The 26,499-nt window shown below is 67.2% G+C and carries 25 protein-coding genes; 7 read left to right on the top strand and 18 right to left on the bottom strand.

Features of this window, described 5'->3' with window-relative positions; translation table 11 throughout:
• Nucleotides 1–41 precede the first annotated feature (41 nt).
• The 10 genes from QFZ41_RS01595 to QFZ41_RS01640 form a co-directional block, all read right to left on the bottom strand.
• Complete coding sequence (locus tag QFZ41_RS01595) at nt 42–1,175, bottom strand: GNAT family N-acetyltransferase (RefSeq protein ID WP_429197152.1); 1,134 nt, start codon at nt 1,173–1,175, stop codon at nt 42–44.
• Complete coding sequence (locus tag QFZ41_RS01600; RefSeq protein ID WP_429197153.1) at nt 1,172–2,719, bottom strand: oligosaccharide flippase family protein; 1,548 nt, start codon at nt 2,717–2,719, stop codon at nt 1,172–1,174. The genes QFZ41_RS01595 and QFZ41_RS01600 overlap by 4 nt, the downstream gene beginning before the upstream one ends.
• Nucleotides 2,716–4,182, bottom strand: coding sequence for a hypothetical protein (locus QFZ41_RS01605; protein ID WP_429200162.1), 1,467 nt, complete (start codon nt 4,180–4,182; stop codon nt 2,716–2,718). Before QFZ41_RS01605 ends, QFZ41_RS01600 begins: the two co-directional genes overlap by 4 nt.
• A 314-nt stretch (nt 4,183–4,496) precedes the next feature.
• Nucleotides 4,497–5,501, bottom strand: coding sequence for a UDP-glucose 4-epimerase GalE (gene galE, locus QFZ41_RS01610; protein ID WP_429197154.1), 1,005 nt, complete (start codon nt 5,499–5,501; stop codon nt 4,497–4,499).
• Entirely contained in the window at nt 5,498–6,334 is an 837-nt protein-coding gene (locus QFZ41_RS01615) for a dienelactone hydrolase family protein (protein ID WP_429197155.1), read from the bottom strand. The genes galE and QFZ41_RS01615 overlap by 4 nt, the downstream gene beginning before the upstream one ends.
• Nucleotides 6,334–7,110: a serine aminopeptidase domain-containing protein gene (locus tag QFZ41_RS01620; protein ID WP_429197156.1), complete on the bottom strand. Its 777-nt coding sequence runs from the start codon at nt 7,108–7,110 to the stop codon at nt 6,334–6,336. The genes QFZ41_RS01615 and QFZ41_RS01620 overlap by 1 nt, the downstream gene beginning before the upstream one ends.
• Nucleotides 7,111–7,112: 2 nt before the next feature.
• The gene (locus QFZ41_RS01625; protein WP_429197157.1) at nt 7,113–8,471 is read right to left on the bottom strand and encodes an outer membrane beta-barrel protein; all 1,359 of its coding nucleotides are present in this window, start codon (nt 8,469–8,471) and stop codon (nt 7,113–7,115) included.
• 62 nt (nt 8,472–8,533) lie between these two features.
• Nucleotides 8,534–9,301 (bottom strand): polysaccharide biosynthesis protein, encoded by a 768-nt coding sequence (locus QFZ41_RS01630; RefSeq protein ID WP_429197158.1) that lies wholly within the window; start codon nt 9,299–9,301, stop codon nt 8,534–8,536.
• A gap of 2 nt (nt 9,302–9,303) precedes the next feature.
• Nucleotides 9,304–10,836, bottom strand: coding sequence for an XrtA system polysaccharide chain length determinant (locus tag QFZ41_RS01635; protein WP_429197159.1), 1,533 nt, complete (start codon nt 10,834–10,836; stop codon nt 9,304–9,306).
• A gap of 33 nt (nt 10,837–10,869) precedes the next feature.
• Nucleotides 10,870–11,493, bottom strand: coding sequence for an XrtA/PEP-CTERM system exopolysaccharide export protein (locus QFZ41_RS01640; protein ID WP_429197160.1), 624 nt, complete (start codon nt 11,491–11,493; stop codon nt 10,870–10,872).
• A 129-nt stretch (nt 11,494–11,622) separates the two neighbouring features.
• Between QFZ41_RS01640 and QFZ41_RS01645 the strand changes: the two genes are divergently transcribed.
• Entirely contained in the window at nt 11,623–12,333 is a 711-nt protein-coding gene (locus tag QFZ41_RS01645) for a YdcF family protein (protein WP_429197161.1), read from the top strand.
• Between the two features lie 64 nt (nt 12,334–12,397).
• On the opposite strand, the gene QFZ41_RS01650 is transcribed toward QFZ41_RS01645, so the two are convergent.
• Nucleotides 12,398–12,712 (bottom strand): hypothetical protein, encoded by a 315-nt coding sequence (locus QFZ41_RS01650; protein WP_429197162.1) that lies wholly within the window; start codon nt 12,710–12,712, stop codon nt 12,398–12,400.
• A 130-nt stretch (nt 12,713–12,842) separates the two neighbouring features.
• Between QFZ41_RS01650 and QFZ41_RS01655 the strand changes: the two genes are divergently transcribed.
• A complete protein-coding gene (locus tag QFZ41_RS01655) occupies nt 12,843–13,208 on the top strand; it encodes a peptidase C13 (protein ID WP_429197163.1) in 366 nt (121 codons plus the stop codon).
• Nucleotide 13,209: 1 nt separating this feature from the next.
• Here the strand turns inward: QFZ41_RS01655 and QFZ41_RS01660 are convergent, their stop codons facing one another.
• From QFZ41_RS01660 to QFZ41_RS01670, 3 genes are all read right to left on the bottom strand, one after another.
• Nucleotides 13,210–14,040 (bottom strand): aldo/keto reductase, encoded by an 831-nt coding sequence (locus tag QFZ41_RS01660; RefSeq protein ID WP_429197164.1) that lies wholly within the window; start codon nt 14,038–14,040, stop codon nt 13,210–13,212.
• 66 nt (nt 14,041–14,106) lie between these two features.
• Entirely contained in the window at nt 14,107–15,366 is a 1,260-nt protein-coding gene (gene ispG / locus QFZ41_RS01665; RefSeq protein ID WP_429197165.1) for a flavodoxin-dependent (E)-4-hydroxy-3-methylbut-2-enyl-diphosphate synthase, read from the bottom strand.
• A 249-nt stretch (nt 15,367–15,615) separates the two neighbouring features.
• Nucleotides 15,616–17,562, bottom strand: a complete 1,947-nt coding sequence (locus QFZ41_RS01670) for an acetyl-CoA hydrolase/transferase C-terminal domain-containing protein (protein ID WP_429197166.1) — start codon at nt 17,560–17,562, stop codon at nt 15,616–15,618.
• A gap of 37 nt (nt 17,563–17,599) precedes the next feature.
• On the opposite strand from QFZ41_RS01670, the gene QFZ41_RS01675 reads away from it, so the two are divergent.
• On the top strand, nt 17,600–19,075 hold the full coding sequence (locus tag QFZ41_RS01675) for a phospholipase D-like domain-containing protein (RefSeq protein WP_429197167.1): 1,476 nt from the start codon (nt 17,600–17,602) through the stop codon (nt 19,073–19,075).
• A 92-nt stretch (nt 19,076–19,167) separates the two neighbouring features.
• On the opposite strand, the gene QFZ41_RS01680 is transcribed toward QFZ41_RS01675, so the two are convergent.
• From QFZ41_RS01680 to QFZ41_RS01690, 3 genes are read right to left on the bottom strand one after another with little or no spacing between them, the layout of a single operon-like run.
• Nucleotides 19,168–19,458, bottom strand: coding sequence for a DUF6587 family protein (locus QFZ41_RS01680; protein ID WP_429197168.1), 291 nt, complete (start codon nt 19,456–19,458; stop codon nt 19,168–19,170).
• Nucleotides 19,455–21,302 carry a ferrous iron transport protein B gene (gene feoB / locus QFZ41_RS01685; RefSeq protein WP_429197169.1) on the bottom strand — a complete coding sequence of 616 codons (1,848 nt, stop codon included), beginning with the start codon at nt 21,300–21,302 and terminating at the stop codon, nt 19,455–19,457. The genes QFZ41_RS01680 and feoB overlap by 4 nt, the downstream gene beginning before the upstream one ends.
• Nucleotides 21,299–21,544, bottom strand: a complete 246-nt coding sequence (locus QFZ41_RS01690) for a FeoA family protein (RefSeq protein WP_429197170.1) — start codon at nt 21,542–21,544, stop codon at nt 21,299–21,301. Before QFZ41_RS01690 ends, feoB begins: the two co-directional genes overlap by 4 nt.
• Before the next feature lie 184 nt (nt 21,545–21,728).
• On the opposite strand from QFZ41_RS01690, the gene QFZ41_RS01695 reads away from it, so the two are divergent.
• Entirely contained in the window at nt 21,729–22,514 is a 786-nt protein-coding gene (locus tag QFZ41_RS01695) for an enoyl-CoA hydratase-related protein (protein WP_429197171.1), read from the top strand.
• Between the two features lie 110 nt (nt 22,515–22,624).
• Complete coding sequence (gene dacB / locus QFZ41_RS01700; protein ID WP_429197172.1) at nt 22,625–24,121, top strand: D-alanyl-D-alanine carboxypeptidase/D-alanyl-D-alanine endopeptidase; 1,497 nt, start codon at nt 22,625–22,627, stop codon at nt 24,119–24,121.
• Between the two features lie 113 nt (nt 24,122–24,234).
• On the opposite strand, the gene QFZ41_RS01705 is transcribed toward dacB, so the two are convergent.
• Nucleotides 24,235–24,717, bottom strand: coding sequence for a glutathione peroxidase (locus QFZ41_RS01705; protein ID WP_429197173.1), 483 nt, complete (start codon nt 24,715–24,717; stop codon nt 24,235–24,237).
• Between the two features lie 105 nt (nt 24,718–24,822).
• Here QFZ41_RS01705 and QFZ41_RS01710 point away from each other — a divergent pair, with 105 nt between their 5' ends.
• On the top strand, nt 24,823–25,827 hold the full coding sequence (locus QFZ41_RS01710) for a methionine ABC transporter ATP-binding protein (RefSeq protein ID WP_429197174.1): 1,005 nt from the start codon (nt 24,823–24,825) through the stop codon (nt 25,825–25,827).
• Entirely contained in the window at nt 25,824–26,498 is a 675-nt protein-coding gene (locus tag QFZ41_RS01715) for a methionine ABC transporter permease (protein ID WP_429197175.1), read from the top strand. The genes QFZ41_RS01710 and QFZ41_RS01715 overlap by 4 nt, the downstream gene beginning before the upstream one ends.
• The last annotated feature ends 1 nt before the right edge of the window (nt 26,499 follow it).

Here is a 26,499-nt window from a genome sequence, read left to right on the forward strand (position 1 = left end):
TCCAGAGGCTTAGTCCATCCGGCCGACGGCGGCTTCCCGTTTCACCCCTGCCGGCGCGCCTGCATGTCCGCACGCACGCGGTGCAGGCCCCGATACAGCCAGCGAAGTGGCGCGATCATGTGGAACCCCGCCGTGGCGCGTGTGGCACGCACGGCGTACAGCGAGCCGCATGGCTCGGCACGGTTCGACAGCAGCCGTTTGTATTGGTTGTCGCCGTAACCGAAGCTGATCCGTTCGCCCGGGAAACGGTCGAGCAGGCCACGCACCGCCTGGAACACGGCCACCGAACCGATGCCCACCTTCGCCACTTCCTCGTCGTAACCGAGATCGTCGACGAGATAGGTACCCGCGATGCGATAGCCATGCACATAGGCTAGCGGCCGGCCGTCGCGAACCACCACGTGACCGATCAGCTGTCCCGCATCCGCGAGGCGCCGGAACAAGGCGACCCGCTCCGGTGCCTCCCAGTCGGTCGGCAGGTCGGCATGGTGCCAGGTGCGGGCGTACAGTTCGTTCATGAGCCGGCAGTACTCCGCCATCTCCTCGCCACGGTCGAACACACGCAGCACGGCGTCTCCACCCAGCTTGCGATAGGCGCGCCCCACGCGCTGTACCAGGTCGGCGCGCTTCTTCTTGTCCATGGCGGCAAGCCACGCCTCGGAGGAAGCCTGGGGATCGATCGACCAATGCACCTGGTCCAGCAGGTGCGCCGCCACCGTGCGGAACCCACCGCCATGGGACAACGACGCCGCGAAGCGATTGGGCAGGTCCGCCTCCTGGATGCGAACGACGCGAACGCTGGTGTCGTGGACGATCTGCCGCGCCACGAGCAGTTCGACGGCGGAGCGTTCCGCCTCGCTCGCGACGATACCGCCACCGAGCATGCGCAAGGCCGCGCCGCGGTACAACTTCAGCCGCCGTCCCGCCAGGTCGAGCCTCGCGGTGTGATCGATGGCGAGCAGCGGAGCATAGCCGGCCACCCTGCCCTCCGCGTCGCGGACGACGATCACGTGCGGCACGGTCCCGTCGCGACGGCTGGCCACCTCGTAGGCGATCCAGTCCGGATGTTGCACGATGCCGCTGGCCGCCGCTGGTTGTTCCGCGACGTGCGCCAGCTCGTCGCGAAGTTCGCGAAGGGCCTCCAGGGTATGCAAGGTGGAGCAGACGTAACTCATGGACTGGCCTTCGCCACGGATGGGTGAACGAACTGGAGTGCCCGGCCGAGCAGCCGCCCGGGTGGACCCAGACGGCGGCTGATGCCCGTCATCAGGTGGATGTCGTCGCCGGTCCAGTAGCGAACCAGCATGCTGCCGGGGAGGTACAGGGCCATGAAGACGGCCGCGCCGACGAGGAAGCCGAGGCGCGACGGTGTCGCGGCGGTCGCGCCCCAGGCCGCCAGCGTCGCCACCAGTCCCACGGCGAACAGTCGCGACATGGCCCCGACCGGGAGGGCGCCGCTGGTCGCCTTGCGCAGGTAGTGGATCGCCAGGGCCATTTCGACGACGCGTGTCGCCGCGTAGGTGACGACGGCACCGGCCAGGCCCAGCGGCGGTATCAACGCCGCGCCGAGCACGGCATTGGCGGCGAGGGCGACGACGGCGATGCGGATGCGGTCGTCCTGCCGGTCGACCACGGTCTGGAACGCGGCGATGCCGTTGCCGATGAGCAGGAGCCCACCCAGTACCAGGGTGGCCTCGATGGCGGGGATCGCATCGACGTACCGGTTGCCGTACATCAGCCGGACGATCTCCGGCGTGGTGACCAGACCCAACCCGGCGATGGCGATGCCGACCGCCCAGTAAAAACGCGTGGCTTCGGAAAGGAAGCGCGCGGCACGCGCGGTGCCGCTTTCGCCATAGGTCTTGGCCATGTACGGCAGCAAGGTGGAGGTGAGGCCCACCGAGAACAGCTGCACGGCGCCGCGCGTGAGCGTTCCGGCGATGGCGAAGTAACCCACGGCGACGGAGCCGGTGAAGACGTTGAGCAGGAACACCTCGATGGTGCCGACGCGGAACGAGCCCATCAGCACCAGGGCGGCGGTGAGCCTGAGGTGACGGTTAACGCGCTTGTTCACGGCGGCCGGAACGGCGCCCGCTTCGAAGGGACGGCAGCAGCGCCGGTAGGCGATGCGGTTGATCAGGTTCAGCAGCAGGCACGCCACCGCGAACAAGGCCACGAAGGAAACGAGGTCCGCGTGCAGGATCATCGCACCGAGCACGAGCAGCATGCCGACGATGCCCCCGGCGACCGTGGCCACGGCTTCCGGTTCGAAACGTTCCTGGCCCTTGCCGATGGCGACCAGCATGGCGTAGTTCGCCTTGGCGACCACGGCGACGACGACGAGGGCCATGATCGGCAGCAGCGAGTCGTCCCATTCCGCCGGGCGGAACAGCCAGCCGACCAGGATGAAAAGAGCGATGACCGCGACCGAACTGTAGGTCTGGATGTGCGAGAACCGTGCAGCGAGATGCGAGGCCAGCGATGGATCGCCCATCCCGTCGGCCTCGGCGATGAACTTGGTCGACGAGGTGGTCAGGGCGTGGTTGGAGCAGACGATCAGCCAGCCGCAGAGCCACACGGTGAAAGCGTAACGACCGAAATCGGACGGCCCGAGCGACCGGGCGATCCACACGCTCATCAGCAAGCCGAGGGCGTACTCGATGTAGGTCGACACGGTGACGATGCCGATGCTGCGAAGGACGGCGACCCGGCGGTTCATGGCGTGGCCGCCACATGACGTGCGCCGGAACCCGCCGGCTGCGCCATCATCCATTGCGCCACGCCGGCGCCACGGTTATTCCAGTTGAAACGGCGCAAGGTATCCGAAATGGCCGCGCAGGCGGGACTGTAGGACGACGCGATCGCGCGGAAACGCCTCTTCAACGCGGCGGCCTGGACGGGGTCGCTCTCGAAGTACCACGCCGCCGCCACGGGCAGCCCGAGTTCGACGGTATGGCCGTCGCTGTACCAGCCCTCGCTTTCCTGGATCTTCATCAAGGTTTCGGGCTCCGCCTGAGATGACGACCAGTACCAGGCGATCTGCCCGCCAGGACCGGAACAGTCGTTACGCCAGTCATGCGGTGGCACGAGTTGTTTCGCGTCGATCCAGCCGTAACGCTCGAGGTAACGGCCGAACGCGGTGAGCATGCCCGGGATGCGCGGATCGGCGGTGACGAGCCACGCATGCCAGAGTCCGTCCACGATGTTCTCGCTCATCCACGGCGATGCGCCACGTATGTCGTCGCTGCCGTGCGGATCGTTCTCGTGCACATTCCAGCTGTTGCGCCACGAACCGTCGTCGCCGAGGCCGTCGGGGTTCGAGCGCTGGTGGTCGAACAACCAGCCGACACGCGCGTCGATGCGTTGCCGGTAGTGCTCGTCCCCGGTGAGTTCATAGGCGGCGACGGTCTCGACCAGGCCGAGGCCGGCGAGCCGTTCGGTGAAATAGTCGCCGGGACGCCTGTACGGGCCTGGCGCGCCGTTCCATCCCCCGCTGTTCCAGAGGTCGGCCATCTTCGCCACGGTCGCCGCATCGTGCATGGAGTCGTCGCCCGTGAGCGCCACCGCGAGCAACACCGGTTCGATATAGACGTACTTAACGTCGCACGGCTTGCCGTCGGGCAACCAGCCGCCACCGCAGGCCGGGCTCACCGGCAGGCCGTCGCGCTTGATGCCGGCCATGTACCAGCGGTAGCTCGTTTCGGCGGCTTCGAGGTAATCCGCCCTGCCCGTGCGCACATAGGCCTTGAACAAGGTCGACGGCCGGTCGAACAACCAGGCTGTCGTGTCCTTCACGGGCAACGTGGACGCCCAGCGGAACTGGCCGTCGACATAGCGGGCGTACGGCTCATCGCTAGCCGCCACGGACTGCGGTCCCGCGATCAGGGAGGCGGTGAGCCATGCCGGCGTCAACGTCGCGATAGCGGCAAGCTTGCCGTCGACCAGCCCGTTCGCGTAGGGCCAGCCGGGGATATCGGCCGTGCGCGCCGTATCGAACGTGAAGTGATACGTGCCAGGCGCCGCGCGGAACTGCACGCGCACGGCGCGCACGCTGCCATCGCGAAAATGCCAGGCCATGGTGGACGTCACCGCCGAGGAAACCTCCCTGCCGCGGTCATCTACGATGCGCAGCTGCTTCGGGTCGCGTAGCACGCCCGGTGGGAACGGAATCCCCACGGTCACGGGCAAGTCATCGCCCTTTCCTGCTATCCGACGCACCGTGATCTCGCGAACGACCTTCGCGAAGGCTGTTGTGGGAGCCGCTTCAGCGGCGATGGGTGCTTGCCCGGAACCGGCCCGCTGCCGCGGGATCGCCGCTGAAGCGGCTCCCACAGAAGAGCTGGCCGCTGTCGCCGGGAGAAACGCGGCAGCCAACCCCAGGAAAACGCCGAGTACCCAGAGCACGTGGCGCGGTAATCCCGATGACGACGGCGGCGACTCGTCGAGCCCGCGTGACGCGCGCCTTCGTTCGCGCAGCGACACGTGACAACGGACATTCATGCCACGGACGCGGTAGGCAACGCGGCGCTGGCCAACCGGTATTCCCAGGACAGCGCGGTCTGCACGATGACGTCGAGATCGTCGTAGCACGGCTCCCAACCGAGTTCGCGGCGCAGCCTGTCGCTGCGCGCGATCAACTGCGGTATGTCGCCCGGCCGTCTCGGCAACTCCAGCACGTTCAGGGGGTGTCCTGCCGCGCGTGCCACGGCGTGGATCACCTCGCGGACGCTGTAGCCATGGCCGTAGCCGCAATTGAGGGTGAGCGACGAACCGCCGTCGCGCAGGTGGTCCAGCGCGCGCAGGTGCGCCGCCGCCAGGTCTTCCACATGGATGAAGTCGCGCACGCCCGTCCCGTCGGGCGTGTCGTAGTCCGTGCCATAGATCGCCACACTGGGGCGCTTGCCGACCGCGTGTTCGCAAGCCACCTTGATCAGCAGCGTCGCCTCGGGCGTCGAGTGGCCGATCCGGCCCTGCGGGTCGCAGCCTGCCACGTTGAAGTAGCGCAGGATCACGTGGCGCATCGCGCCCGTGTCGCACCAGTCGCGCAACATCGTCTCGGACATCAGCTTGGAGCGGCCGTAGGGATTGATCGGCTGGGTCGGCGTGTCCTCATCGGCGATGCCTGCCTCGGTCGTGCCGTAGACGGCGGCCGTGGAGGAGAAGATGAACTTGTCCACGCGTGCCTGCGCGCAGCACGCCAGCAGGTTCCGCGTATTGCCGGTGTTATTGGCGTAATACTTGAGCGGGTCGCTCATCGATTCGGGAACGACGGTATGCGCGGCGAAATGCAGCACGGCATCCACGCGGTGCGCATCGAGCACGCGCGAGACGAGGTCGAGGTCACCGACGTTTCCCTCCACGAAAGAAGCACCGCGCACGGCGTCGCGGAATCCGGTCGAGAGGTTGTCGATAACCACCACGCGATCGCCGCGCTCGACCAGTTGTTGCACCGTGTGGCTGCCGATGTAACCGGCACCGCCCGTGACCAGGACCGAATTCATGCGTGCCTCCCGGCCGCGGCCGGCGGGAAATTGTGCGTGAGCCAGCCGCCGATACCGTCGAGCAGACGGGCCCGGTCGCCGGTGAGGATGTAGGTGTGGTCGGCTTCGGCGCTATAGCGCGTGGTGACCGCCGGATGGCTCATCACCTTGCCGAAGCATTCGCGGAATTGCCGCGCGTGGTTGAAGTAGTTGCTGATGCCGCCGGAATACACCAGGTACAGTTTCATGCCGCGTGCGACCATGCCGGTGAAATCGGCGATCACTTCCTGGCGCGGCGCGGGCGCCACCGCGAAAATCGGCTCGGCCGCCGTCTTTCCAGCAGCGCCGTTCGCGGCGGCGCCACGTCGCAACAAGCGCGCCCAGCGGCCCGGATCGACGATGCGCGGCAGGTAATGGCGCAACTTGTATCCCAGGGTCCGGTAGGCGTAGCCGTCGAGGAAGACCGCCCCGGATACGCGCGGATCGGTGGCGGCGACGATGTGCGCGTTCTGTGCGCCGGAGCAAAGGCCGACCAGGACGAACCGGTCGCACCCCGCGCGCGCCTTGAGCAGGTTCATCGCGTCGTCGAGATCAGCGCACACCTGCTGTGTCCGGGTTTGCCCGCCGCCGGTAGCGCCGCTGTCGCCGAGGGTCGAAAGATCGAAACGCAAGGTGGGATAGCCGCTGGCATTGAGCTGCCGGGTCAGTTCCACATGCAGCCGGAACGGACCGATGCGATGGACAAGACCCGCGTTGATCACGATCACGCCGGTTTCGCCGCTCGCCGGCGTGGGTACGCCGGCGATGCCGACCAGATGGTTGCCGCGACCGAACCGATGGGCTTCCTCGCGCATCACGCGATCTCCTTCAGGCGGCCGCTCACGGCCTGGATCAGCGGTTGCGAAAGGATCGCGCTCTCGAGCCTGCGCAGGTCGTTCCACGGTGTGGATGGCGCGATCGCCGACACGGCGCCGCGTGGCGAGGTGATGCGCTCCCAGCGCCCGTTCGCGACCGGCGGAAGCGAATCGAGCACCAGCGTGGGAACGTGCGAGGCGTGCAGGTGCAGCGCCGATAGCTGCCGGCGCAAGTGGTCGCCGATCTCGAAACCGAGCCATTGCCCGGCCACGTCGGCATCGCTGCGTGGCTGGTTGAACCGGTCGGTGTCTTCGCGCAGGGCCGCCTGCAAGGCGTCCAGGGCGCGGACATGGTCGTCGCCATCCAGCACGGGATCCCAGGCGATCACCTCGGTGAAACGGGCGCGGTCGGCGGCGGCAAGCGCCACGCTGCCGCCCAGCCGGGCGCCGAACGCCACGATGCGGTCGACACCCGCCCGCTTGCGCAACTCATCGCCCGCGGCCGCCGTGTCGGCGATGCAGCGCTCCCAGTCCACCTCGGCGGTGCTGCCGGCGGAATCGCCCGTGCCGTGATAATCGAAACGCAGTACCGCGAGGCCCTGCCCGGCCACCGCCTGTGCCAGTTGCCGGTAGAGGCGGTGGCAACGGATCAGGTCCTGACCCAGCGGTGGACACATCAACAACCCACGGCGCGCGGGCAAGGCCGGCGCGTGGTACATGCCGAAGAGGCCGCCGTCGGCCCCGAAGAAGAAGGGAATCTCGGCGTCGGTTCGCACACTCATCTCCTGTAGACCACGCCGACGAAAAACTGGGTCTCGCGATAGTCCTGGCCCACGGCATCGCTGTTGCGCCGCTCGCGGGACACCGACACGTGCCAGCTCCAGTGCCGGTTCCACTGCTGGCCGAGGTCGAGCCCCAGGCGCACGGTGGTGTCGTTGCGTTCGAGACTGTCGTACTTGAGGCGGCTGCCCGAGGCGTAGCCGGTGAGGGTGAGGGTCGGACGAATCCGGTAGCCGACACCCACGCTGATGCCCTTGTCGGTCTGGTCGAAGGTGGGGTCGCCGATGTAGCGCAACTTGTTGAAGGAGGGTGAGACCGTCAGCACCACGCGCTCCGAACGCCAGTTCCAGGTCGCATCGAGCCGCTTTTCCTTGTAGACCTGCGAGCCGATCACGGCGCTGCCCACGCCGATACCCGTGCCATTGCCGCGACCCAGGCCACCCGTGGCGGCGAATGGATCGAATGCCTCGACGCGATCGGCCACCGTTGCGTCATAGACGCCGGGCGTGGTGATCATGTCCTGCGCCGCGTCCGCGTACTGGTAGGCACCCGTGAGGGAAACGGTGTTGCGCGCCGTGGGCCGCCAACCGAGGCTCAGACGCGCCAGCGGCGCCGACTTGCTACCGCCATCGTTGAATTCCAGGCGTGTCCCGCCGGCCATGACGTCCAGGTCGAAGCGAGCCAGCGTGCTCGTATAGCGGACGAACGCCTCCTTGCGGTCGTAATTGGCTTCACTGCCCTGGTTGGTGAAGTCGACGCGCTGGAACTCGACATTGCCCGATAGCTGGTTGGTCGGGCTGAGGTCACGATAGACACGGAAGGCCGCCAGGCCACGCGAGGAATCGAAGTCGTCCACCTTCGACGCATAGCTGTTGATGTAGCGCAGTTCGAACTGGCCACGCGTCGTTTCGCCAAAGCGCATGCGCAGGGTCGGGCCGAGCACGAGCACGTTGGTCTGCTGCTGGTTGTCCGGTGAGTCGCTCGACAACTGGTCGACCGGCTGCACGCCCGCATAGTCTTCCACGGAGAAATCGAGGCGATCCGGCGCGATCGTCCAGTTGCCCTGCCCGGCCAGCTGGGTCTGTGCCTGGGAATCGAAATGGTTGCCGAGATACTTGCGGTATTCGAATGTGCCGGCCACGTTGGCCTGGAACGTCGAACCCAGCTGGGTGAACTGGAACGTGCCGCCGGGCGTCAGCACGTTCTCGCTGACGGGACGCTCCGACGAGAGGGCGATGTTGTTGCTGTGCTCCAAGCCGGCGTAAAGCGTGTAGTCGAGCGTACCGGCCAGCACCACGCCGGGTACCGACACGAGCGCGAGCACGATGGCGCGGGCGAGCCTGGACGGTGCCGGCATGTTCCCTCCCTTTACCCCTGTTGGCGCACGACGCCTGCCGGCCGCGTGCCAGGGTGCCGCGCTCACGGCGATTGGTTGAACACCACGCCGGCGAGTTTCGCCGGGTCGAAATTGGCGACGGCCTGGTTGATCGTCGCCGGGGTATCGCGGCCGTAGCCGGCGACGATCACGACGAAATCCGCCAGATCCGAAAGGATCCGTGCATCCGGCGAACCCTTGATCGGCGGACCGTCGAGGAACAGGTACCGGTCCGAGTAACGGCAACGCAACGAGTCGAGCACCGCACGCATGCGGAACGACGAGAAGTACTCGCCACTGTTCTCGCGCGACTTGCCGGCCGGTATGAGGCGCAGGCGCGGCACGCCGGTGTGGTACATGATCGAGGCGATGCCCCGCGACGGATGTTCGAGGAAATCGATCAGCCCTCCGGTGCGCGGTTCTACGCCAAAGGCTTTGTGCTGGTTCGGGTAGCGAAGGTTGCAATCGACCAGCAGGCTGGTCTTGGATTCGTCGAAGGCGAAGGCGGTGGCGAGGTTCCGGGCGACGAAGCTGCCGCCCGAGCGCGGGCTCACCGAGACCACCAGGGTGACGAAGTTGTGCTCGCCCGCCATTTCCAGCAGCCGCGTGCGGATGCCGCGGAAGGCGTCGGACTGTTGCCGCACCGACTCCTCGCGATGGATCAGTCGCTTGCGTTCGCAGTCGATCGGCGCCAGGGCCCCGCCCTCTTCACGCATCCGCGCGATGGAATGCCCCGGCGACGCATCGGTTCCTTCGTCGCGATCGGCAACCATTTCGCCCATCTCGATATTGTCAGCGGCCATCTTGTTCATCTTCAGCCCTTCATCCTCAGCCAGAACACCACGAGGTACACGGCGGCGACCCCGACGACGATCAGCGCGAGCATCATGTTGTGCAGATGCTCACGGCGACGATCGCGCGGCGTCGGGTAGAACGGAATCGCGGCCAGCACCGGGAAGCCCGTGGCGCGTTCGAGCTGGGCGACGGAACGGACGCGTGGATCGAACCGCGCCACCGCGAACAACAAGCCGAGCGGGATCGCCAGTGACAGGGCGAGACCGGCCAGGCCGAAATGCATGAAGCGCAGGCCCGAGGGCACCAGCGGCATCATCGCGGGGTTCTGCACGAGGAAGGTCAGGCCGCGCTGCTCGGCGTCCAGATTCATCGATACACGCGCGTTCTCGCGGCGCTTCAGAAGGTCCTGGTAGACGTCGCGGTTCACCGTGTAGTCGCGGGTGAGTTCGGCAGTCACGTTCTCGGAATTGGCGATGCGCTTGCTGCGTTCCAGTTCGGCCTGGAGCATCGCCTCGCTGGCGCCGACACGGGCCGCGCTGGCGGCCGCGTCGCCGCGCACGGCGGCGAGCTGCAGGCGCATCTGCTGGTAGACGGGGTTCATCGTCACGGCATGGTCGAGCGCGATGGCGCCGCCCGAGGCACGCTGTGCGTCCGCGGTCTGCGCCTGACGGCGCACGTCCTCGATCTGGTGACGCAGGCGGATCACGTCCGGATAATCCTCGGTGTAGTTCAACCGCAGCTTGTCGAGTTGCCCTTGCAGGTCGGCGAGTTGCGTCTGGTAGATGCCCCCGACCGTCTGCACCGCGTTGACCTCCGACTCGCCGTTCAACTGAGACGACAGCACGGCGGCCTGCGACTGCCTCTGCATGTAGTCCATGCGGTTGTTTTCGATCTGCGTGCGCAGCTGGCTGATACGCGTATTGGTGTCGGTCTCGCTGCCGGGACGCGCGTCCGCGTTGGCGTCGCGATACGCCTTCAGCTTGTCTTCCGCGTCGGTGAGCTTCGTCCGGTACGCCTCGACCTGGCTATTGATGAACTCGTAGGCTTCGCGGCTCTCGCGCTGCTTCGATGCCAGGCTCTCGCTGATGAACAACTGACCGAAGGCGCGGGTGACTTCGAACGCACGCTTCGGGTCGGAATCGAAATAGCTGATCGTGATCAGGTTGTCGCGGTTGTTGACCAGCTTCGTGCGCGACTTGATGCCATCGACGATCTTGTCGCGCTCCAGCGGCGACGGATTGGATGCGAGCCAGCCGCCGGTTTCCAGTACCTGGTCGAGCACCTTGCGGCTGAAGATCACGTCGCGGGCGATGCCGGCGCGGTTCTTGTTACCCGTTGCCGTCGCCGCGCCTTCCATCAGGGGCGTGATGATGCTCGCTTCCTGGGCGAGGATCGTGGTCGATGCCTCGTACTTCTTCGGCCAGACGGAGCCGACGCCGAGGGCAGCCAGCGCGATGACCGCGAAGGCGAATCCCATGACGACACGCCGCCTGCGCGCTTCGCCGATCAGTGCGGGCAGCATGCCCGTGAAAGGAACGAGTTCCCCGTTCATATGTACCCCTTGCCCCCGCGGATGCGGGTTCGGTCAGAAAGCGCGTTGCGGGACGGTGATCACGTCACCGGGCTGCACTGGATAGTTGTTCGCCAGGTCGCCCTGCTGGAGGATCTTTTCCAGGCGCACCGCATAGGATTGCGTCGAACCACCTTCGTTACGGCGGTAAAGCTCGGTACGGTCGGCCGCGGCGAATTCCGTCGTGCCGCCGGCGGCGAGCACCGCGTCCAGCACGGTCATGCCCTGCCGGTACGGAATGGATATGGGGCTGCGCACCGCGCCGGTGACGCGAATTCGCGACAGGTATTCATGGCTGCGCAACGCGGTGAGGATCACCGCCACCTGCGGATCGCGGATGTACTGGCCCAGCTTCTGCTGGATCTCCGCAGCCACCTGGTCAGTGGTACGCCCACCGGCGGGAATGTCGCCGACCAGCGGCACGGTGACCTTGCCATCGGGCCGCACGGGCACGCTAACGCTGAGGTCCGGGTTGTGCCAGACGGTCACCTGCAACTGGTCGTCCACACCGATCAGATAGGCGTCCACCGCCTGCGTCGCGACGTCCGGCTTCGGCGGCGGCGTCGTGCTTCCACCCGTGGCGCAGGCGGTCAGCAGCACGACGGCGACGAGCGTGATTGCACGGTTCCACTGTTTCATGATGTCCACCCACCCCTGTGACTTCCACGGTGGCTATCGTCATTTCAATGGAGCGACGCGTCTATTCAACAGCCCGCCTATGCCATTCGACAGAAGGTACGCGCCGGCGTTTTGGGCGATGCTTGGGCCGTGGCCGAGCTCATGGACATCGCCCCGCGCCTGCTGCACCCCGCCTTGCAGGCCTTGCTGCTGGCTGGCCTGTCGATGGCGCTGGTGCTCCTGCGCAAGCATGTACCGGCACTGGTGACGGCGCTGGTCGCGGTGACGTGGATCTGGTTGGCCTCGACCCCCGCGGTCGCCCTTGCCTTGCGCGACGCGCTCGTGACACCGGCAGCCGGTGCCACGCCACGGGCGGACGCCATCGTGGTGCTCGGCGGCGGCAAGCTGCCGGTGAACGACTGGTCACGCGCGACGACGCGCGCAGGCAAGGGCCTGGCCCTTTGGCGGGCCGGCCTCGCCCCCCTTCTGCTGGTGTCGGGCAGCGACCAGGCGCAGACGCTGGCGCAGGGTTATGAGGTATCCGGCGTACCCGCCCGCGATTTGCGGATCGAAGACGCGAGCACCAACACGCACGAGAACGCGCGCAACTCGGCGGCCCTCCTGCGCGCGAACGGCTCGTCGGAAATCTTGCTGGTGACCTCGCCCATCCACATGCGTCGCGCCGCGGCCGCGTTCCGGCATGAAGGACTCGCCGTGTCCGCCGTGCCCACCGCCGACGCGCACGCGATGCTGGAACGGGCGCCGTCGTGGTTGCCGAGACGCGATGCGCTCACGCTGACCGCGCGCTGCCTGCACGAATACGTGGCCGTGTGGATCTACCGTCAGCGAGGATGGATCTGAGGCTTCGGCTTTCCCTCACCCGGGTGGGAAGCGGACTCGCCCGCGATTGGCAAAGGACCTCTGTCTACGGGTCGCCGGTTTCGATCTGCAAGGACGTCTTGCCATCGCGGCGGATGAGGCCCGGGCCGAACTGGACCACCTTGCCGTCCTTCAGCACGACGGTGTAGTCCTTATGGGAGAACGAAAACCTGCCCGGCCGGCGGTCGAACCAGCTGAGCACTTCGTATCCGACGATGCTGCGGTCGGAATCAGGGCGGCCGAGGCGTTCGATCACCTCGTCGCGTTGCGTGCCTACGTCCAGCCTGGCGATTTTCGCCGCCATGCCCTGACATCCGGCGATTCCGGCCGCGACGACGGCCACGGCGATCGCTCGTTTCATCCTCACCCCCGCGCGGTACGGCATCTTCCGATGGTAGCGCACCGGCGCAAGAGCGTGCGATCCATCCCGTTCACCGTGTGAATCGCCGGCCGCCCTGCTAGGCTCCCGGCTTTCACCCGCGGAGATGCCCATGCTGTTCGCCCTTGCGCTCGCACTCGCCACCGGCGACGGCTTCGAATCCCGTGTCCAGGCCGCCAAGGCGCTCGAACGGAAGGCGGACGGCAAGGCCTGGCAGTCGGCGATGTGGGACCGTGTGGGCAATCCCGCCACGGATGCCCTGAAAGATTGCATCGCCAGCAATACGCCGGCCGACAAGCGCCCGTTCACCCTCGTGGCCGATGTGACCGCCGATGGCCGCTCCGCCGGCGTGGAAGTGCGTCCGGCCACGCCCGTCGCGCGCTGTTTCGCCGGGCAGTTCGCCGCATGGACACTGCCGGTGCCACCGAAGGCACCGGCGCCCTACCCCGTGGAAATCGACGTGACGATGGACCCCTGATTCAGTTGAGCTGGTCGGGGTGCGGTCCCATGCGGTTGCCCGCCTCCAGCGCATCGATCGCCTTGATGTCCTCGGCGGACAGCTCGAAATCGAAGATGTCGATGTTCGCGGCGATGCGCTCGGGCGTCACCGACTTCGGGATCACCATGTAGCCGAGTTGCACATGCCAGCGCAGCACCACCTGGGCCGGCGTCTTGCCGTGCTTCCGGCCGATGTCGACCAGCGTGTCGCGCTTCAGCAGGTCGCCGCCCTGTCCCAGCGGACTCCACGACTCGGTGACGACCTTGTGCCGCGCGTTGGCCGCGACGACGTCGCGCTGGCCGAAATCCGGATGCAGCTCGATCTGGTTCACGACCGGCACCACGCCGGTCTCCTGGACGATGCGGTCGAGGTGTCCGGCCTGGAAGTTGGACACGCCGATGGAGCGGATGCGGCCTTCCTCGCGCAGGCGGATGAACGCCTTCCACGTATCCACGTACCGGTCACGCTTCGGCGTCGGCCAGTGGATGAGGTACATGTCGACGTAATCGGTGCCTAGCTTCTTCAGGCTGGCATCGAAAGCACGCAGGGTTTCGTCGAAGCCCTGCTCGGCGTTCCACAGCTTCGTGGTGAGGAAGATGTCACCACGCGGAACGCCGGAACGTTCGATGCCCTGGCGAACACCGGCTTCGTTGCCATAGATGGCCGCCGTATCGATGGAGCGGTAGCCGGCGGAAAGCGCGATCGCCACGGCGTCCGCGGTTTCCGCATCGGGAATCTGGAACACGCCGAAGCCGATCTGGGGCGCGCTGTTGCCATCGTTGAGGGCGAGGGTCGGTACCTTGAATGCCATGCGTGTCTCCTGCGGGTTGCACCGCCCGCCATGGTGACGGACGGCCCCGCATGCACGGCGTGACGATCAGTCGCCGCGTGCGGCGTAGTGGGTCTCGACATAGTTGTCGAGGATCGCGACGAATTCGTCGGCGATGTTGTCGCCGCGCAGCGTCATGGCTTTTTCACCATCGATGAACACCGGCGCCGATGGCGCCTCGCCATTGCCGGGAAGTGAAATGCCGATGTTCGCATGCTTGGATTCGCCCGGACCGTTCACCACGCAGCCCATGACCGCCAGCGTGAGATTCTCCACGCCGTCGTATTTCACGCGCCACAGGGGCATCTGTTCGCGCACGTGGCCTTGTACCGTCTTCGCAAGTTCCTGGAAGAATTCGCTGGTGGTGCGGCCACAGCCCGGGCACGCCGTGACCAGCGGAGTGAACGCGCGCAGGCCCATCGTCTGCAACAGCTCCTGCGCGACGATCACCTCGGCCGTGCGCGACTGGCCCGGTTCCGGCGTGAGCGAAATGCGGATGGTGTCACCGATGCCCTCCTGCAACAGCACGCCCAGCGCCGCGCTGGACGCGGTGATGCCCTTGGAGCCCATGCCTGCCTCGGTGAGGCCAAGGTGCAAGGCATAGTCGGCGCGGCGGGCGAGGTCGCGATAGACCGCGATCAGTTCCTGCACGCCGGAGACCTTGCACGACAGGATGATGCGGTCGCGTGGCAGGCCGAGGTCTTCCGCGCGGGCGGCCGAATCCAGCGCCGAACGGATGAGGGCCTCGCGGGCCACGTGGCCGGCATCCCAGGGCTGCGCACGCCTGGCGTTCTCGTCCATCAGGGCGGCGACCATGGACTGGTCGAGCGAACCCCAGTTGGCGCCGATGCGCACGGGCTTGCCGTAGCGAATGGCCATCTCGATGATCGAGGCGAACTGCGCGTCCTTCTTCTTGCCGAAGCCGACATTGCCCGGGTTGATCCGGTACTTCGCCAAAGCTTCGGCGCACGCCGGCTCGCCTTCGAGCAACTGGTGGCCGTTGTAGTGGAAGTCGCCGATCAGCGGTACGGAGACGCCCATCATGTCGAGGCGCTCGCGGATGCGCGGCACCGCCGCGGCGGCCGCCGGGGTGTTCACCGTGATGCGTACGAGTTCCGAACCCGCCCGGGCCAGCTCGGCCACCTGCTTCGCGGTGGATGCCGGGTCTTCCGTGTCGGTATTGGTCATCGACTGGACGACGATCGGAGCACCGCCACCAACGTGGACTCGGTCGATCTGGACACCCGTACTGGGGCGGCGGGCGCCGGCTTCCGCGGGACGCGGGCGGCTGGTGAGGTCTTCGGTCATAGCTGGCCATTTTAGCGCATCGGCATGACCGCTCGCCGACCGTTGAAGTTGGTTGAAGTTTTGGCTGGGACAGCCGTTGTGGGAGCCGCTTCAGCGGCGATGGGAGCGTGCCGCGACCTGGCCCGCTGCCGCGGGATCGCCGACAAGGTCGGCTCCCACCGGACCGGCGCCAGTTTCCTACCAGCGACAGCCTAGTGGGAGCCTGGCGGGAGCCTTGGGAGCCTGGTGGGAGCCGACCCTGTCGGCGATTCAGGCTTGCCTCGGTGTCCGGTCCGGCGCGAGCCGCCCCTGCCGCCGCAACGCCGCCCGCACCAGCCGCCGTTCCAGGCGCTCGGCGATGGAACCGGGCCGCGCCAGCCCCATCCGGTCCAGCGCCTCGATCTCCCCATCCACTGGCCGGCCAGGCGCCAGCAATGCCCGCAGCAACGCCCCTTTTCCCGCATCCCGAAGCCACCCCAGCGCAGGTAGCAGCCGCCGTTCCACCTCCGTGAAGTCGCTGCCGAACGGGAAAGGGTCGAGCAAGCCGCGCCGCCGCATCGGCTCCAGCGCCGCCGCCAACCCCTCGGGCGTATGCGCCCGCCACGCCTCCGGCACCACGAAATCCCGGCGCAGCTTCCCGGCGCCCTTGGCCTCTTCCGCCAGGGCGTCCACGAAGCGGGCATCGGCAACCGAAAGCATCGCTTCCACGCACGCCTCGTCCGAAAGGCCACGCAAGTCGGCCACGCCGTACTCCGTGACATACACGTCGCGCAGATGGCGCGGGATGGTCGTGTGGCCATAGTTGAAGCGGATATTCGAAGCCGCCCTGCGCCCCTTGCCGCGCGTGGAACGCAGCAGCAGGATCGATCGCCCGCCGGGCAGTTCATGCGCCATCGCCACGAAATTGAATTGCCCGCCGACGCCACTGACGACGCGGCCATCCTCCAGCCCGTCGGAGACGGCGGCGCCGGCCAACGTCGCCATCATGCAGGTATTGAAGAAACGCGCGCCGCGCCGCTGCAAGGCGGCCAGAGGCTGGTGGTCGCCATAAAGGTGGTTGACGTTGGACACGCGGCACATGTCGATCGCGTCGGGATCGTCGACTTCCGAGCGATGCATCCAGGCGTACAACTCACGCGACCCGAGCAGGAATGCCCCGCGCAGGTAGTGCCCACCCTCCGTGCCAACGTCTTCTCCCGCGGCCGCCCGGCGTTCCCGTTCGAGATCGTCATAGGCGCGCCGGCGCAGGATACCCGCGCGTTGCAGGTGCATGAAGCCGTCCATCACCATTTCACTGGCGCCGTACAAACCCGTCGCGAAGGCGGCGCTCCCGCCCCAGCCATCCATCCAGCGACGCGTGCCCCCGGTGACATCGAGGGCGTCGAGGCCTTCCCGCCAGGAGCCGTTCTGCTCGTGCCGCAGGATGAGCGCGCGCACCAGCGCATCCGACAACGCGCCGATGCCGATCTGCAGCGTGCCGCCATCGACCACCAGCGCGCTCGCATGCATGCCCAGCGCGAACTCCGCCGGCTCGATGGGCGAGCGCGGCAAGGCGAACAGCGGCGGCGAAACGTCGGGTACGACGAGCAGGTCGAAAAGTCCCTCCTCGGCCTCCGCATGACCGCTGACGTAAGGCATGTCCGGGTGGGCGACGGCGACACAGAACGGTTTCGGCTTCCCCGACCGCGCCAGGTGATCGAGGAAATCGAAGGTCAGGTCGGGGTTCGAGGAGAGGCTGATCCGGCCGTCACGCAGCGCCACCAGCTGGACCAGCACATCGATGTCGCGGCCGACCAGATCCCTGGCCACATGCGTGTAGTTCTGGCTGATGTAATCGCGCTGGGCCGCGCCGGAACCCAGCAGTGCGCCGGACTGCATGTAGAACTCGTGCACGTGCACGTTGGCCGGCAGCGCGTCGCGCGCCTGGGCCAGCGCATAGTCGAGGTCCACGTACGCTTCGCCGAAATGGCGAGCGAGGAAGGGCGCGGCGAATCGACCCGCGAGCCCCTTCCCCGGCGCTGGCCGGGTCAGGGACAACGCCGTGAAAATCGTCAGCGAACGATCCTCGCGCCCTTGCACGGCGCGGTAGAGCGCATTGAGCAAGGCATGCGGCTTGCCCAGGCCGAGGGGCGCCGCCACGCGGGGATGACCACCCGTGCGTCGCAGGATCGCCTCGACGGCGGCTTCGGTGTCACGGTCACGCGATGTCGATGCCATGAAGGCGATGATGCCAGATGCCGATACACTCACCATCATGAACGTCCGTCACCGCAGCACAGGGTTTTCCAGCCGCCTGTTCGCCGAGCAGGCATTGAGCCGCAGCGCCGGCGCGCCGCTCATCGGAGGCAACGCCGTCGAACTGCTGATCGACGCGCAGGCCCATTTCGATGCGTGGCTGGCGGCCATCGCGGCCGCGCGCCGCCACGTCTTCCTCGAGAACTACATCATCCGTGACGATCGCATCGGCAAGGCCTTCCGCGACGCCCTGGTGGAGCGCGCGAAGGCGGGCGTGTTCGTCGCGGTGATCGGCGACTGGATCGGCTGCCTCGGCCAGTCGCGCTCGTCGTTCTGGGCGCCGCTGCGCGAGGCCGGCGGACAGGTGCGCATCTACAACCCGCCCACGCTCGGCAGCACCTTCGGTTGGGTGAGCCGCGACCATCGCAAGGTGCTGGTCGTGGATGGCGAAGTCGGCTTTTTGTCGGGCGTGTGCCTCAGCGAGAAGTGGCTGGGCGATCCATCGCGTAACGTCCCGCCATGGCGGGATACCGGCGTGATGCTTCGCGGCCCGGCTATCGCGGAGATCGAACATGCCTTCGCCGACAGTTGGCGTGAAGCCGGCGAACCGTTACCGGACGACGAGCGCGTGCTTCCCGTGACCGGCACCGCCGCCGGCGAGGTTTCCTTGCGCGTGATCGCCACGCAGCCGAGCACGGCCGGCATGTACCGTCTCGACCAGATGGTCGCCGCGATGGCGCGGCAAACGTTGTGGCTGACCGATGCCTATTTCGTGGGCGTCGCGCCATACGTCCAGGCCTTGTGCGCCGCCGCGCGCGACGGCGTCGACGTGCGCCTGCTGGTGCCGGGAAGCAGCGATATCCCGATGGTGGCCGGCATGTCGCGCTCCGGTTACCGGCCGCTGCTGAAGGCGGGCATCCGGGTGTTCGAGTGGAACGGCTCGATGCTCCACGCGAAGACCGCCGTCGCTGACGGGCGCTGGGCACGGGTGGGCTCGTCCAATCTCAATATCGCCAGCTGGCTCGGCAACCGCGAAATCGACGTGGCCGTCGAAGATGCCGGGTTCGCCACGCAACTGGCGCATCAGTACGAAGCGGACCTCGAGAACGCCACGGAAATCCTGCTGCACCGGCCGCGCTACCGCGCGGGCAACGAACGCCTGCGCAGCCGTTCACCCCGACCGCCACGACCGCGGCGCAGCGGCGGAAGCTCCGGTCGCGCGGCGGCCGGGGCCCTGCGCATCGCCAACACGGTAGGTGCGGCGATCACCCAGCACCGCGTGCTGGGCGATACGGAAACGGGGCCATTGCTCGCAGGAGCGGCCGCGGCCCTGGTGCTGACCGTGGTCGGCGTGCTCTGGCCGGCGGTGATCGCATGGCCGCTGGCGGTCATCGGCGCGTGGTTCACCGTGAACCTGGCGGTGAGCTGGTGGAGCATGCGGCAGCGCAGGAAGCGCGGGCCTTCGCCAGCCGACCGGGCGCCGCCTTCGGAATGAATCGCCGACAAGGTCGGCTCCCACCAGGCAGCGGCAACCGGTGGGAGCCGACCCTGTCGGCGATAGCAGGTTGCCTCAGTACCCCGGCTTGATCAGTTCCGTGGCTTGAAATGCAGCGGCTGGGCCTCGGTCTTCGGCGCCACCGGGCCGCAGCTTCCGCACGAACCGCAGCCATCGCCGCAACTGCCGGTGGCCGCCGCGGGTTGCAGGCGACGGCCAAGCGAACGCACGACACCGGGCCGGCCGTTCCTGTTCAGGCTGGCGGACACTCGCGCCATGATCCGCGTCGAGGTCTTCGGCAACAGCTTGCGGAAAGCCACATAAGCGCTGACAACCACGACGAGCGCGATGACCACGCCCTGCACCAGTTCGAACGTGCTCATGTGAGCGCCCTCGCGATCTGATAAGTGGCCAGCGATGCGAGATAGGCGAGCCCGAACAGGTAACCGGCCGCCACCGCGACATTGCGCCAGGAATTGGTCTCGCGGCGGATCACCGCCAGCGTGGACATGCACTGCGGCGCGAACACGTACCACGCCAGCAGCGAAAGCGCCGTCGCGAGCGACCACTGGTGCGCGATGACCGGGCCGAGTTGGGACGCCACGGCATCGTCGCTGCCCGACATCGCGTAGACGGTGCCGAGCGCGGCCACGGCCACTTCGCGCGCGGCGAGGCCCGGCACCAGCGCGACGCAGATCTGCCAGTTGAACCCGATCGGCGAGAACACGTACTCGAGCATGCGGCCGAGGCGCCCGGCGATGCTGTAGTCGATCGCGGGCTGAGTGGCGCCGGGCGGCGGCCCCGGAAAGCTCGACAGGAACCACAGCAACACGGTGAGCGCCAGGATGATGCCGCCCACGCGCTTGAGGAAGATCATCGCGCGTTCCCACAGGCCCAGCCCGATGTCTCGCACGTTGGGCAGCCGGTACGACGGAAGCTCCATGATCAACGCGTGTTCGCTCTTGTCCTTGCGCATGCGCTTGATCACGAAGGCCACCGCCAGCGCGCTGAAAATACCCGCGAAATACAACGTGAAGAGCACGATGCCCTGAAGGTTGAACACGCCCCACACCGTGTGGTTCGGGATGAAGGCGGCGATCAGCAAGGTGTAGACCGGCAGGCGCGCGGAGCACGTCATCAGTGGCGCGACGAGGATCGTCGTCAGCCGGTCGCGCGGGTCCTGGATGCTGCGCGTGGCCATGATGCCGGGAATGGCGCAGGCGAAGCTCGACAGCAGCGGGATGAACGCCCTGCCCGTCAAGCCGACGCGGAACATCATCTTGTCGAGCAGGAAGGCCGCGCGCGGCAGGTATCCCGATTCCTCGAGCACGAGGATGAACAGGAAGAGGATGAGGATCTGCGGCAGGAACACGAGCACCGCGCCCAGGCCGGCGAACAACCCATCGTTGAGCAGGCTGTGCAATGCGCTGTCCGCGGGAAGGAAACCGGTCACCCAGTTGCCCAGCGCGGCGATGCCCGCCTCGATCCCGTCCATCACCGGCTGCGCCCACGAGAACACGGCCTGGAAGATGAGGAACATCAGCGTGGCGAGGATCGCCAGGCCAAACACGGGATGCAGCGCCCAGCGATCGATGGCGTCGTCGATGGCCACCGTGTCGCGCGGCAACGTCACCGTGTCGGCAAGGATGGAGCGTACTTCCGCGTGCAGTTGTTCGATGTCGGCGTCGTCGACCGGAGCCGGCGCCACCTCGGGCACGCTGGCGTCGATGCGCTCCATAAGCGCCTTCGCACCGCCGCGCTTCACGGCGACGGTTTCGACCACGGGGACACCGAGCCGGCGCGACAAGGCCGCCACGTCGATCGATATGCCGCGCCGGCGAGCCGCGTCCATCATGTTCAGCGCGAGCACCACCGGCCGTCCCAGGCGGCGCACTTCGAGCACGAAGCGCAGGTGGAGGCGCAGGTTGGTGGCGTCGGCGACGCAGACGATGAGGTCGGGGGCGGCTTCGCCCGGGTAGCGCCCGTGGCAGACGTCACGGGTGATCGCCTCGTCGGGGCTCGTGGCATCGAAACTGTAAGCGCCCGGCAGGTCGAGGATATGCAGCGTGCGGCCCGATGGCGCGATGAAACGCCCTTCCTTGCGCTCGACCGTGACACCCGCGTAATTGGCCACCTTCTGCCGGCCGCCGGTGAGCTGGTTGAACAGCGCCGTCTTGCCGCAGTTCGGGTTGCCGACGAGCGCGATGCGCATCGCGGTGGCGCTCATGCCGCACCGCCCACGGACACTTCCACGCGCTCGGCTTCGGCCTTGCGCAGGGCGAAGCGCGTCGAGCCGATGTGAATCAACAGGGGATCGCCGCCGAGGGGGCCACGCGCCACCAGGCGAACCGGTTCGCCGGCGACGAAGCCTAGGTCGCGCAGGCGTTGCGCGATCGGGTCGGACGGATGGGCATCGGTGACGGACTGGACCACGGCTTGGGCACCTTTCGGCGCGTCTGAGAGGCGCACTGGGCTTACTCAAATAAGAACTGTTCGCATTATATGCCTTTACCGGAAGGGCTGCATCCAACGCAAGAACTTGTGGATCGGCAGTCCGCCGGGGGGCGGCATCGGGCAGTGGACCGGGAAAGTGCCGCCCGCCTTTCAACCCGGTGCGCCGTTATGATCGGCGGCTTGAAACAGGAGTTCATCCATGTCAGCCGTCGAACGGGTCCGTCAGGGCAACATCGTCCACCTGGTCATGAACCGCCCGGAGGTGCACAACGCCTTCGACGACGGCCTGATCGCCGACCTCACGGCGGCACTCGATGCCGTCGAGGCCGACGACACCGTGCGTGCGGTGGTACTGACCGGTGCCGGCGCGAGTTTCTCGGCGGGCGCCGACCTGCACTGGATGCGCGGCATGGCGCAGGCTTCCGAAGCCGACAACCGCGACGATTCGCTGCGCCTCGCCAAGCTGATGCGCCATCTTCAATGCCTGTCGAAACCGACGATCGCCCGCGTCAACGGCGCGGCGTTCGGCGGTGGCGTGGGCTTGATCGCCTGCTGCGATATCGCCATCGCGGCGCATGGCGCGAAGTTCGCCCTGTCCGAGGTGAAACTCGGCCTCGTGCCAGCCGTGATCTCGCCTTACGTGATCGCCGCCATCGGCCTGCGCCAGGCACGCCGGCTCTTCATCACCGGCGAGGTCTTCGATACGGCGGCCGCGCTGTCGATGGGCCTGCTCCATGAGGTGGTCCAGGGCGAGGAGCTGGACGCGGCGGTCGAGCGCGTCCTGGGCTTCCTGGCCAAGGGCGGTCCGATTGCCCAGCGCGAGGCGAAGCGCCTTGCCTTAAGCATGGCGGGCATGGAGCCCTCGGCCATGGAAGCGACCGATGCGGTGAACGCGGCACTGATCGCCCGCCTTCGTGTATCGGCCGAGGGGCAGGACGGCCTCTCCGCCTTCCTCGACAAGGGCCAGCCATCTTGGCTGGGGTGATCGTGGCGATTGGGCCCGATCGCGCCGATCGCGGCCCAGGCCGCTTCCCACCCGAAGGTAGGTCAGGACAAAAGCCTAGCTCGGCGGAAAGCGGTCCGCACCGCGATCCGGTGAAAAGCGGCCTGGGCCACGAGTGGGTGGGAAGCGGCCTCGGCCGCGATCGGGTGGGAAGCGGCCTCGGCCGCGACAGGCAACACCGCAGCCTCCCCTGCCTCGCCGCCCTCCTGCTATCGCTGGCAACCGTCGCACACGCGGAAACCCTCACCCAGCGCATCGACCGGCATCTGGCCGAACCCCGTTTCGCCGCCGCTTCGTGGGGCGTCTCCGTGGTATCGCTGGATGACGGCCGCACCGTCTATACGCACGACGAGGGCCGCCTGCTCCTGCCCGCGTCCACCGCCAAGCTCTACACCGCCGCCTTCGCGCTCGACCGCCTCGGTCCGGACTACCGCACCCACACCGACGTCCTCGCCGTGGGCGAGCTGCGGCGGGGCCGCCTGCGCGGCCCTCTGGTCCTGCGTGGCCGCGGCGATCCGACGCTTGCCGGCCATGCCTGGGCCGACACGCTCGCCACGGCGCTGCGCGACCAAGGTATCCATCGCATCGACGGCGGCATCGTCGGCGACGGCACGGTGTTTCGCGGTCCCCCCATCGGCAGCGGTTGGGAAGCGGAAGACCTGCAGACGTATTACGGTGCGCAAGCGGGCGGACTCGACATCGACGAGAACACGATGACCACCGTCGTGTCCTCGAAGGGCATCGAGGTGACGCCCGGGGACGCGGCCATGACGGTCGCCATGCAACCGGCCGAAGGCCTCGAACTCTACCGGGCACCGGGGTCGGCGACGCTGCACGTGCTGGGCGAAGTGAGCGAGGCGGAAAAACCGAGCCGCTCGCGCCTGTCCATTCCCGACCCCGCGCTCACGGCGGCCCGGCGTCTGCAATCCGCGCTCGAACGTCAGGGAATGCGTGTGGAGGGCGAGGCGCGCAGCGTGCAATGGCCGGTGCCGCCGCCCAGCGGCCCGACCGTCGCCTCGTTCCCTTCGCCCACGCTCGAGGACATGCTTCGCGCCGGCCTGAAGCGCTCGCAGAACCTCTACCTGCAAAGCGTCTTCCTTCTCTGCGGCCTGGAGTCGGCGGACACCGAAGGCTCGCGCGCCGAGGAAAACGCCGCCACGGCCCTCGCGGCATGGCTGGCGGCCCGGGGCATCGGTCCGTCATCGACGACGTTGGACGAAGGCACCGGTCTTTCGCGTCACGACCTGACGACGGCGGCGTCGCTGACCCGGCTGCTCGCCTTGATGGATACGTCGCCGAACGCCGCGGTCTGGCATGGCCTGCTTCCCGTGGCCGGAGTGGACGGCACGCTTGCCAACCGCATGCGAGGTACGGCTGCCGAAGGCAACGTCGTGGCGAAGACGGGCAGCATGAGCTTCGTGAACGCGCTGGCGGGTTACGTCACCACCCGAAGTGGCCAACGCCTGGCGTTCGCGATCCTTCTGAACAATTACCGGCCGCTGGCGAAGAGCGCTGAGCCGGTGCCTTCGGCCTCGGCGGATGTCGATGCGATCGCGGTGATGCTGGCCGAGGCTGTGGAAAAGCTTTAGAGCATCGCCGCTGAAGCGGCTTCCCACCGGGGCGCTCGACGAGGCGTCGAGTGTCGGGTCTTTTGGGGACACCGGGCTCGTGTGGGAAGCCGCTTCAGCGGCGATGGCTTCCGTCAATCAAGCACCTTCGGCAAATCCTTGCCGATCTTCTCCGGCGTGTCGGTCGGCGCGTAACGTTCCACCACGTGCCCGTCGCGATCGACGAGGAACTTGGTGAAGTTCCACTTGATGCCCTCGGTACCCAGGACACCCTTCTTCTCCGCCTTTAGCCAGCGATAGAGCGGGTGCGCGTGGTCACCGTTGACTTCGACCTTCGAGAACATGGGAAAGCTCACGTCGTAGGTCAGCGAGCAGAAATCGCGGATCTCCGCCTCGTCGCCCGGCTCCTGGTGGCCGAACTGGTCGCAAGGAAAGCCGAGGACTTCGAAACCCCGGTCGTGCCAGGTCTTCTGCAATTCTTCCAGCCCCTTGTACTGCGGCGTGAATCCGCACTTGGAGGCCACGTTGACCACCAGCAGCGCCTTGCCACGGAACTCGGCGAGCGAGCGCTCGTTGCCCTCGATGTCGACGGCGGAGAAATCGTAGATGCTGGCCATGCGCGTTCCCTCGTTGGGTGGATATGCGCAGTCTACGCCGGGCGAGGCGCCCTCGCCCCCGCATCGGATACCATGGACGTCTTTCCGGCCGGAGAGCCACAGCCCGTGATCCGTTTCGCCGCCGCGTCCAAGTCCTACCGTGTGGACGGAGCGCTCGTGCCCGCCCTGCAACCCGTCGATCTCACGATCGAAGCGGGCGAAGTCTTCGGCATCATCGGCCATTCCGGCGCCGGCAAGTCCACCTTGCTACGGATGATCAACCTGCTGGAGCGGCCGACCGCGGGACAGGTGTTCGTCGATGGCCGCGAGGTCACCCATGCGCAAGGCGCCGGACTGCGCAAGCTGCGCTCCGGCATCGGCATGATCTTCCAGCACTTCAACCTGCTTTCCTCACGCACCGTCGCCGACAACGTGGCCTTCCCGCTTCGTCTTCAGGGCGGCACCGACGAGGCGACGATCCACGCGCGCGTGGACGAACTGCTGGATCTCGTGGGCCTGACCGCGCATGCGCGCAAGTATCCGGCGCAACTTTCCGGTGGGCAGAAGCAACGCGTCGGCATCGCGCGTGCGCTGGCCAGCCGTCCGTCGATCCTGCTCTGCGACGAAGCCACCAGCGCGCTCGATCCTCAAACCACCGCTTCGGTGCTGGAACTGCTCGCCGACATCAATCGCCGGCTCGGCCTGACCATCGTGCTGATCACGCATGAGATGGACGTGATCCGTCGCGTCTGCGACCGCGTCGCCGTGCTCGATGCCGGCAGGATCGTCGAACTGGGAACCGTCGCCGACGTCTTCCTGCATCCGCAACATCCCACGACCCGCCGCTTCGTCGCCGAAGCCGACCATCGCGAAGGACGTGGCGCGGAGTTCCCGGGCGTGCCGGGCAGGCTGTTCCGTCTCTCTTTCCGCGGCGAGGCGACCTACTCGCCGCTGCTCTCGCGCGTGGTCCGCGACACGGGCGTGGAATACAACCTTCTGTCCGGGCGTGTCGACCGGATCAAGGACATACCGTATGGCCAGCTGACGCTCGCGATGCATGGCGAGCGCCTGGACGACGCGCTGCTGCAGATCCGCGATGCCGGCGTCGACATCGAGGAGGTGGCGCGATGAGCCCCTTGCAAACCCTGTTCCCCAACATCGACTGGCCCGAGATCGGTCAGGCGTGCGTCGACACCCTGCTGATGCTCGGCGGCTCGCTGCTGTTCACGATCGTGCTGGGCCTGCCGCTAGGCGTGTGGCTGTTCCTCACCGCCAGGGGACAACTGCACGCCAGGCCGAAACTCTACGGCGTCCTTTCGCTCGTGGTGAACGTCCTGAGATCGGTTCCTTTCATCATCCTCATGATCCTGCTGATTCCCGTCACCCAGGCCATCACCGGCGTGAGCATCGGCATCCGCGGCGCGATCGTCCCACTGGTGATCGGCGCGGCGCCCTTCTTCGCCAGGCTGGTGGAAACCGCCCTGCGCGAGGTGGACCGGGGCGTCATCGAGGCGAGCCAGGCCATGGGTGCGACCACGGCGCAGATCGTGACACGGGTACTCTTGCCGGAGGCCCGTTCCGGCCTCATCGCCAGCACGACGGTCACGGCGGTGGCCCTCGTGGGTTACACCGCGATGGGCGGCATCGTCGGCGCGGGTGGCCTGGGCGCCCTTGCTTACCAATATGGTTACAACGGATACAAACCCGATTACATGCTGGTCACGGTGGCGCTCCTCGTGGTGCTGGTGCAGATACTGCAATCGCTCGGCGACCGCCTGGTAACCCGCTACACCCGGCGCTGAA

It is taken from the genome of Luteibacter sp. W1I16 (assembly GCF_050434905.1).
In the GTDB taxonomy this organism is placed as follows: domain Bacteria; phylum Pseudomonadota; class Gammaproteobacteria; order Xanthomonadales; family Rhodanobacteraceae; genus Luteibacter.

Excerpts from the sequence above, each read along its gene's own strand:
- ispG (WP_429197165.1), bottom strand. The coding sequence starts at position 15,366 with ATGACCGAAGACCTCACCAGCCGCCCGCGTCCCGCGGAAGCCGGCGCC.
- QFZ41_RS01715 (WP_429197175.1), top strand. The coding sequence starts at position 25,824 with ATGAGCCCCTTGCAAACCCTGTTCCCCAACATCGACTGGCCCGAGATC.
- QFZ41_RS01660 (WP_429197164.1), bottom strand. The coding sequence starts at position 14,040 with ATGGCATTCAAGGTACCGACCCTCGCCCTCAACGATGGCAACAGCGCG.
- QFZ41_RS01670 (WP_429197166.1), bottom strand. The coding sequence starts at position 17,562 with ATGGCATCGACATCGCGTGACCGTGACACCGAAGCCGCCGTCGAGGCG.
- QFZ41_RS01635 (WP_429197159.1), bottom strand. The coding sequence starts at position 10,836 with ATGAACGGGGAACTCGTTCCTTTCACGGGCATGCTGCCCGCACTGATC.
- QFZ41_RS01675 (WP_429197167.1), top strand. The coding sequence starts at position 17,600 with ATGAACGTCCGTCACCGCAGCACAGGGTTTTCCAGCCGCCTGTTCGCC.
- QFZ41_RS01615 (WP_429197155.1), bottom strand. The coding sequence starts at position 6,334 with ATGCGCGAGGAAGCCCATCGGTTCGGTCGCGGCAACCATCTGGTCGGC.
- feoB (WP_429197169.1), bottom strand. The coding sequence starts at position 21,302 with ATGAGCGCCACCGCGATGCGCATCGCGCTCGTCGGCAACCCGAACTGC.
- QFZ41_RS01630 (WP_429197158.1), bottom strand. The coding sequence starts at position 9,301 with ATGAACAAGATGGCCGCTGACAATATCGAGATGGGCGAAATGGTTGCC.
- QFZ41_RS01655 (WP_429197163.1), top strand. The coding sequence starts at position 12,843 with ATGCTGTTCGCCCTTGCGCTCGCACTCGCCACCGGCGACGGCTTCGAA.
- galE (WP_429197154.1), bottom strand. The coding sequence starts at position 5,501 with ATGAATTCGGTCCTGGTCACGGGCGGTGCCGGTTACATCGGCAGCCAC.
- QFZ41_RS01600 (WP_429197153.1), bottom strand. The coding sequence starts at position 2,719 with ATGAACCGCCGGGTCGCCGTCCTTCGCAGCATCGGCATCGTCACCGTG.
- QFZ41_RS01650 (WP_429197162.1), bottom strand. The coding sequence starts at position 12,712 with ATGAAACGAGCGATCGCCGTGGCCGTCGTCGCGGCCGGAATCGCCGGA.
- QFZ41_RS01680 (WP_429197168.1), bottom strand. The coding sequence starts at position 19,458 with ATGAGCACGTTCGAACTGGTGCAGGGCGTGGTCATCGCGCTCGTCGTG.
- QFZ41_RS01595 (WP_429197152.1), bottom strand. The coding sequence starts at position 1,175 with ATGAGTTACGTCTGCTCCACCTTGCATACCCTGGAGGCCCTTCGCGAA.
- QFZ41_RS01640 (WP_429197160.1), bottom strand. The coding sequence starts at position 11,493 with ATGAAACAGTGGAACCGTGCAATCACGCTCGTCGCCGTCGTGCTGCTG.
- QFZ41_RS01625 (WP_429197157.1), bottom strand. The coding sequence starts at position 8,471 with ATGCCGGCACCGTCCAGGCTCGCCCGCGCCATCGTGCTCGCGCTCGTG.
- QFZ41_RS01705 (WP_429197173.1), bottom strand. The coding sequence starts at position 24,717 with ATGGCCAGCATCTACGATTTCTCCGCCGTCGACATCGAGGGCAACGAG.
- QFZ41_RS01695 (WP_429197171.1), top strand. The coding sequence starts at position 21,729 with ATGTCAGCCGTCGAACGGGTCCGTCAGGGCAACATCGTCCACCTGGTC.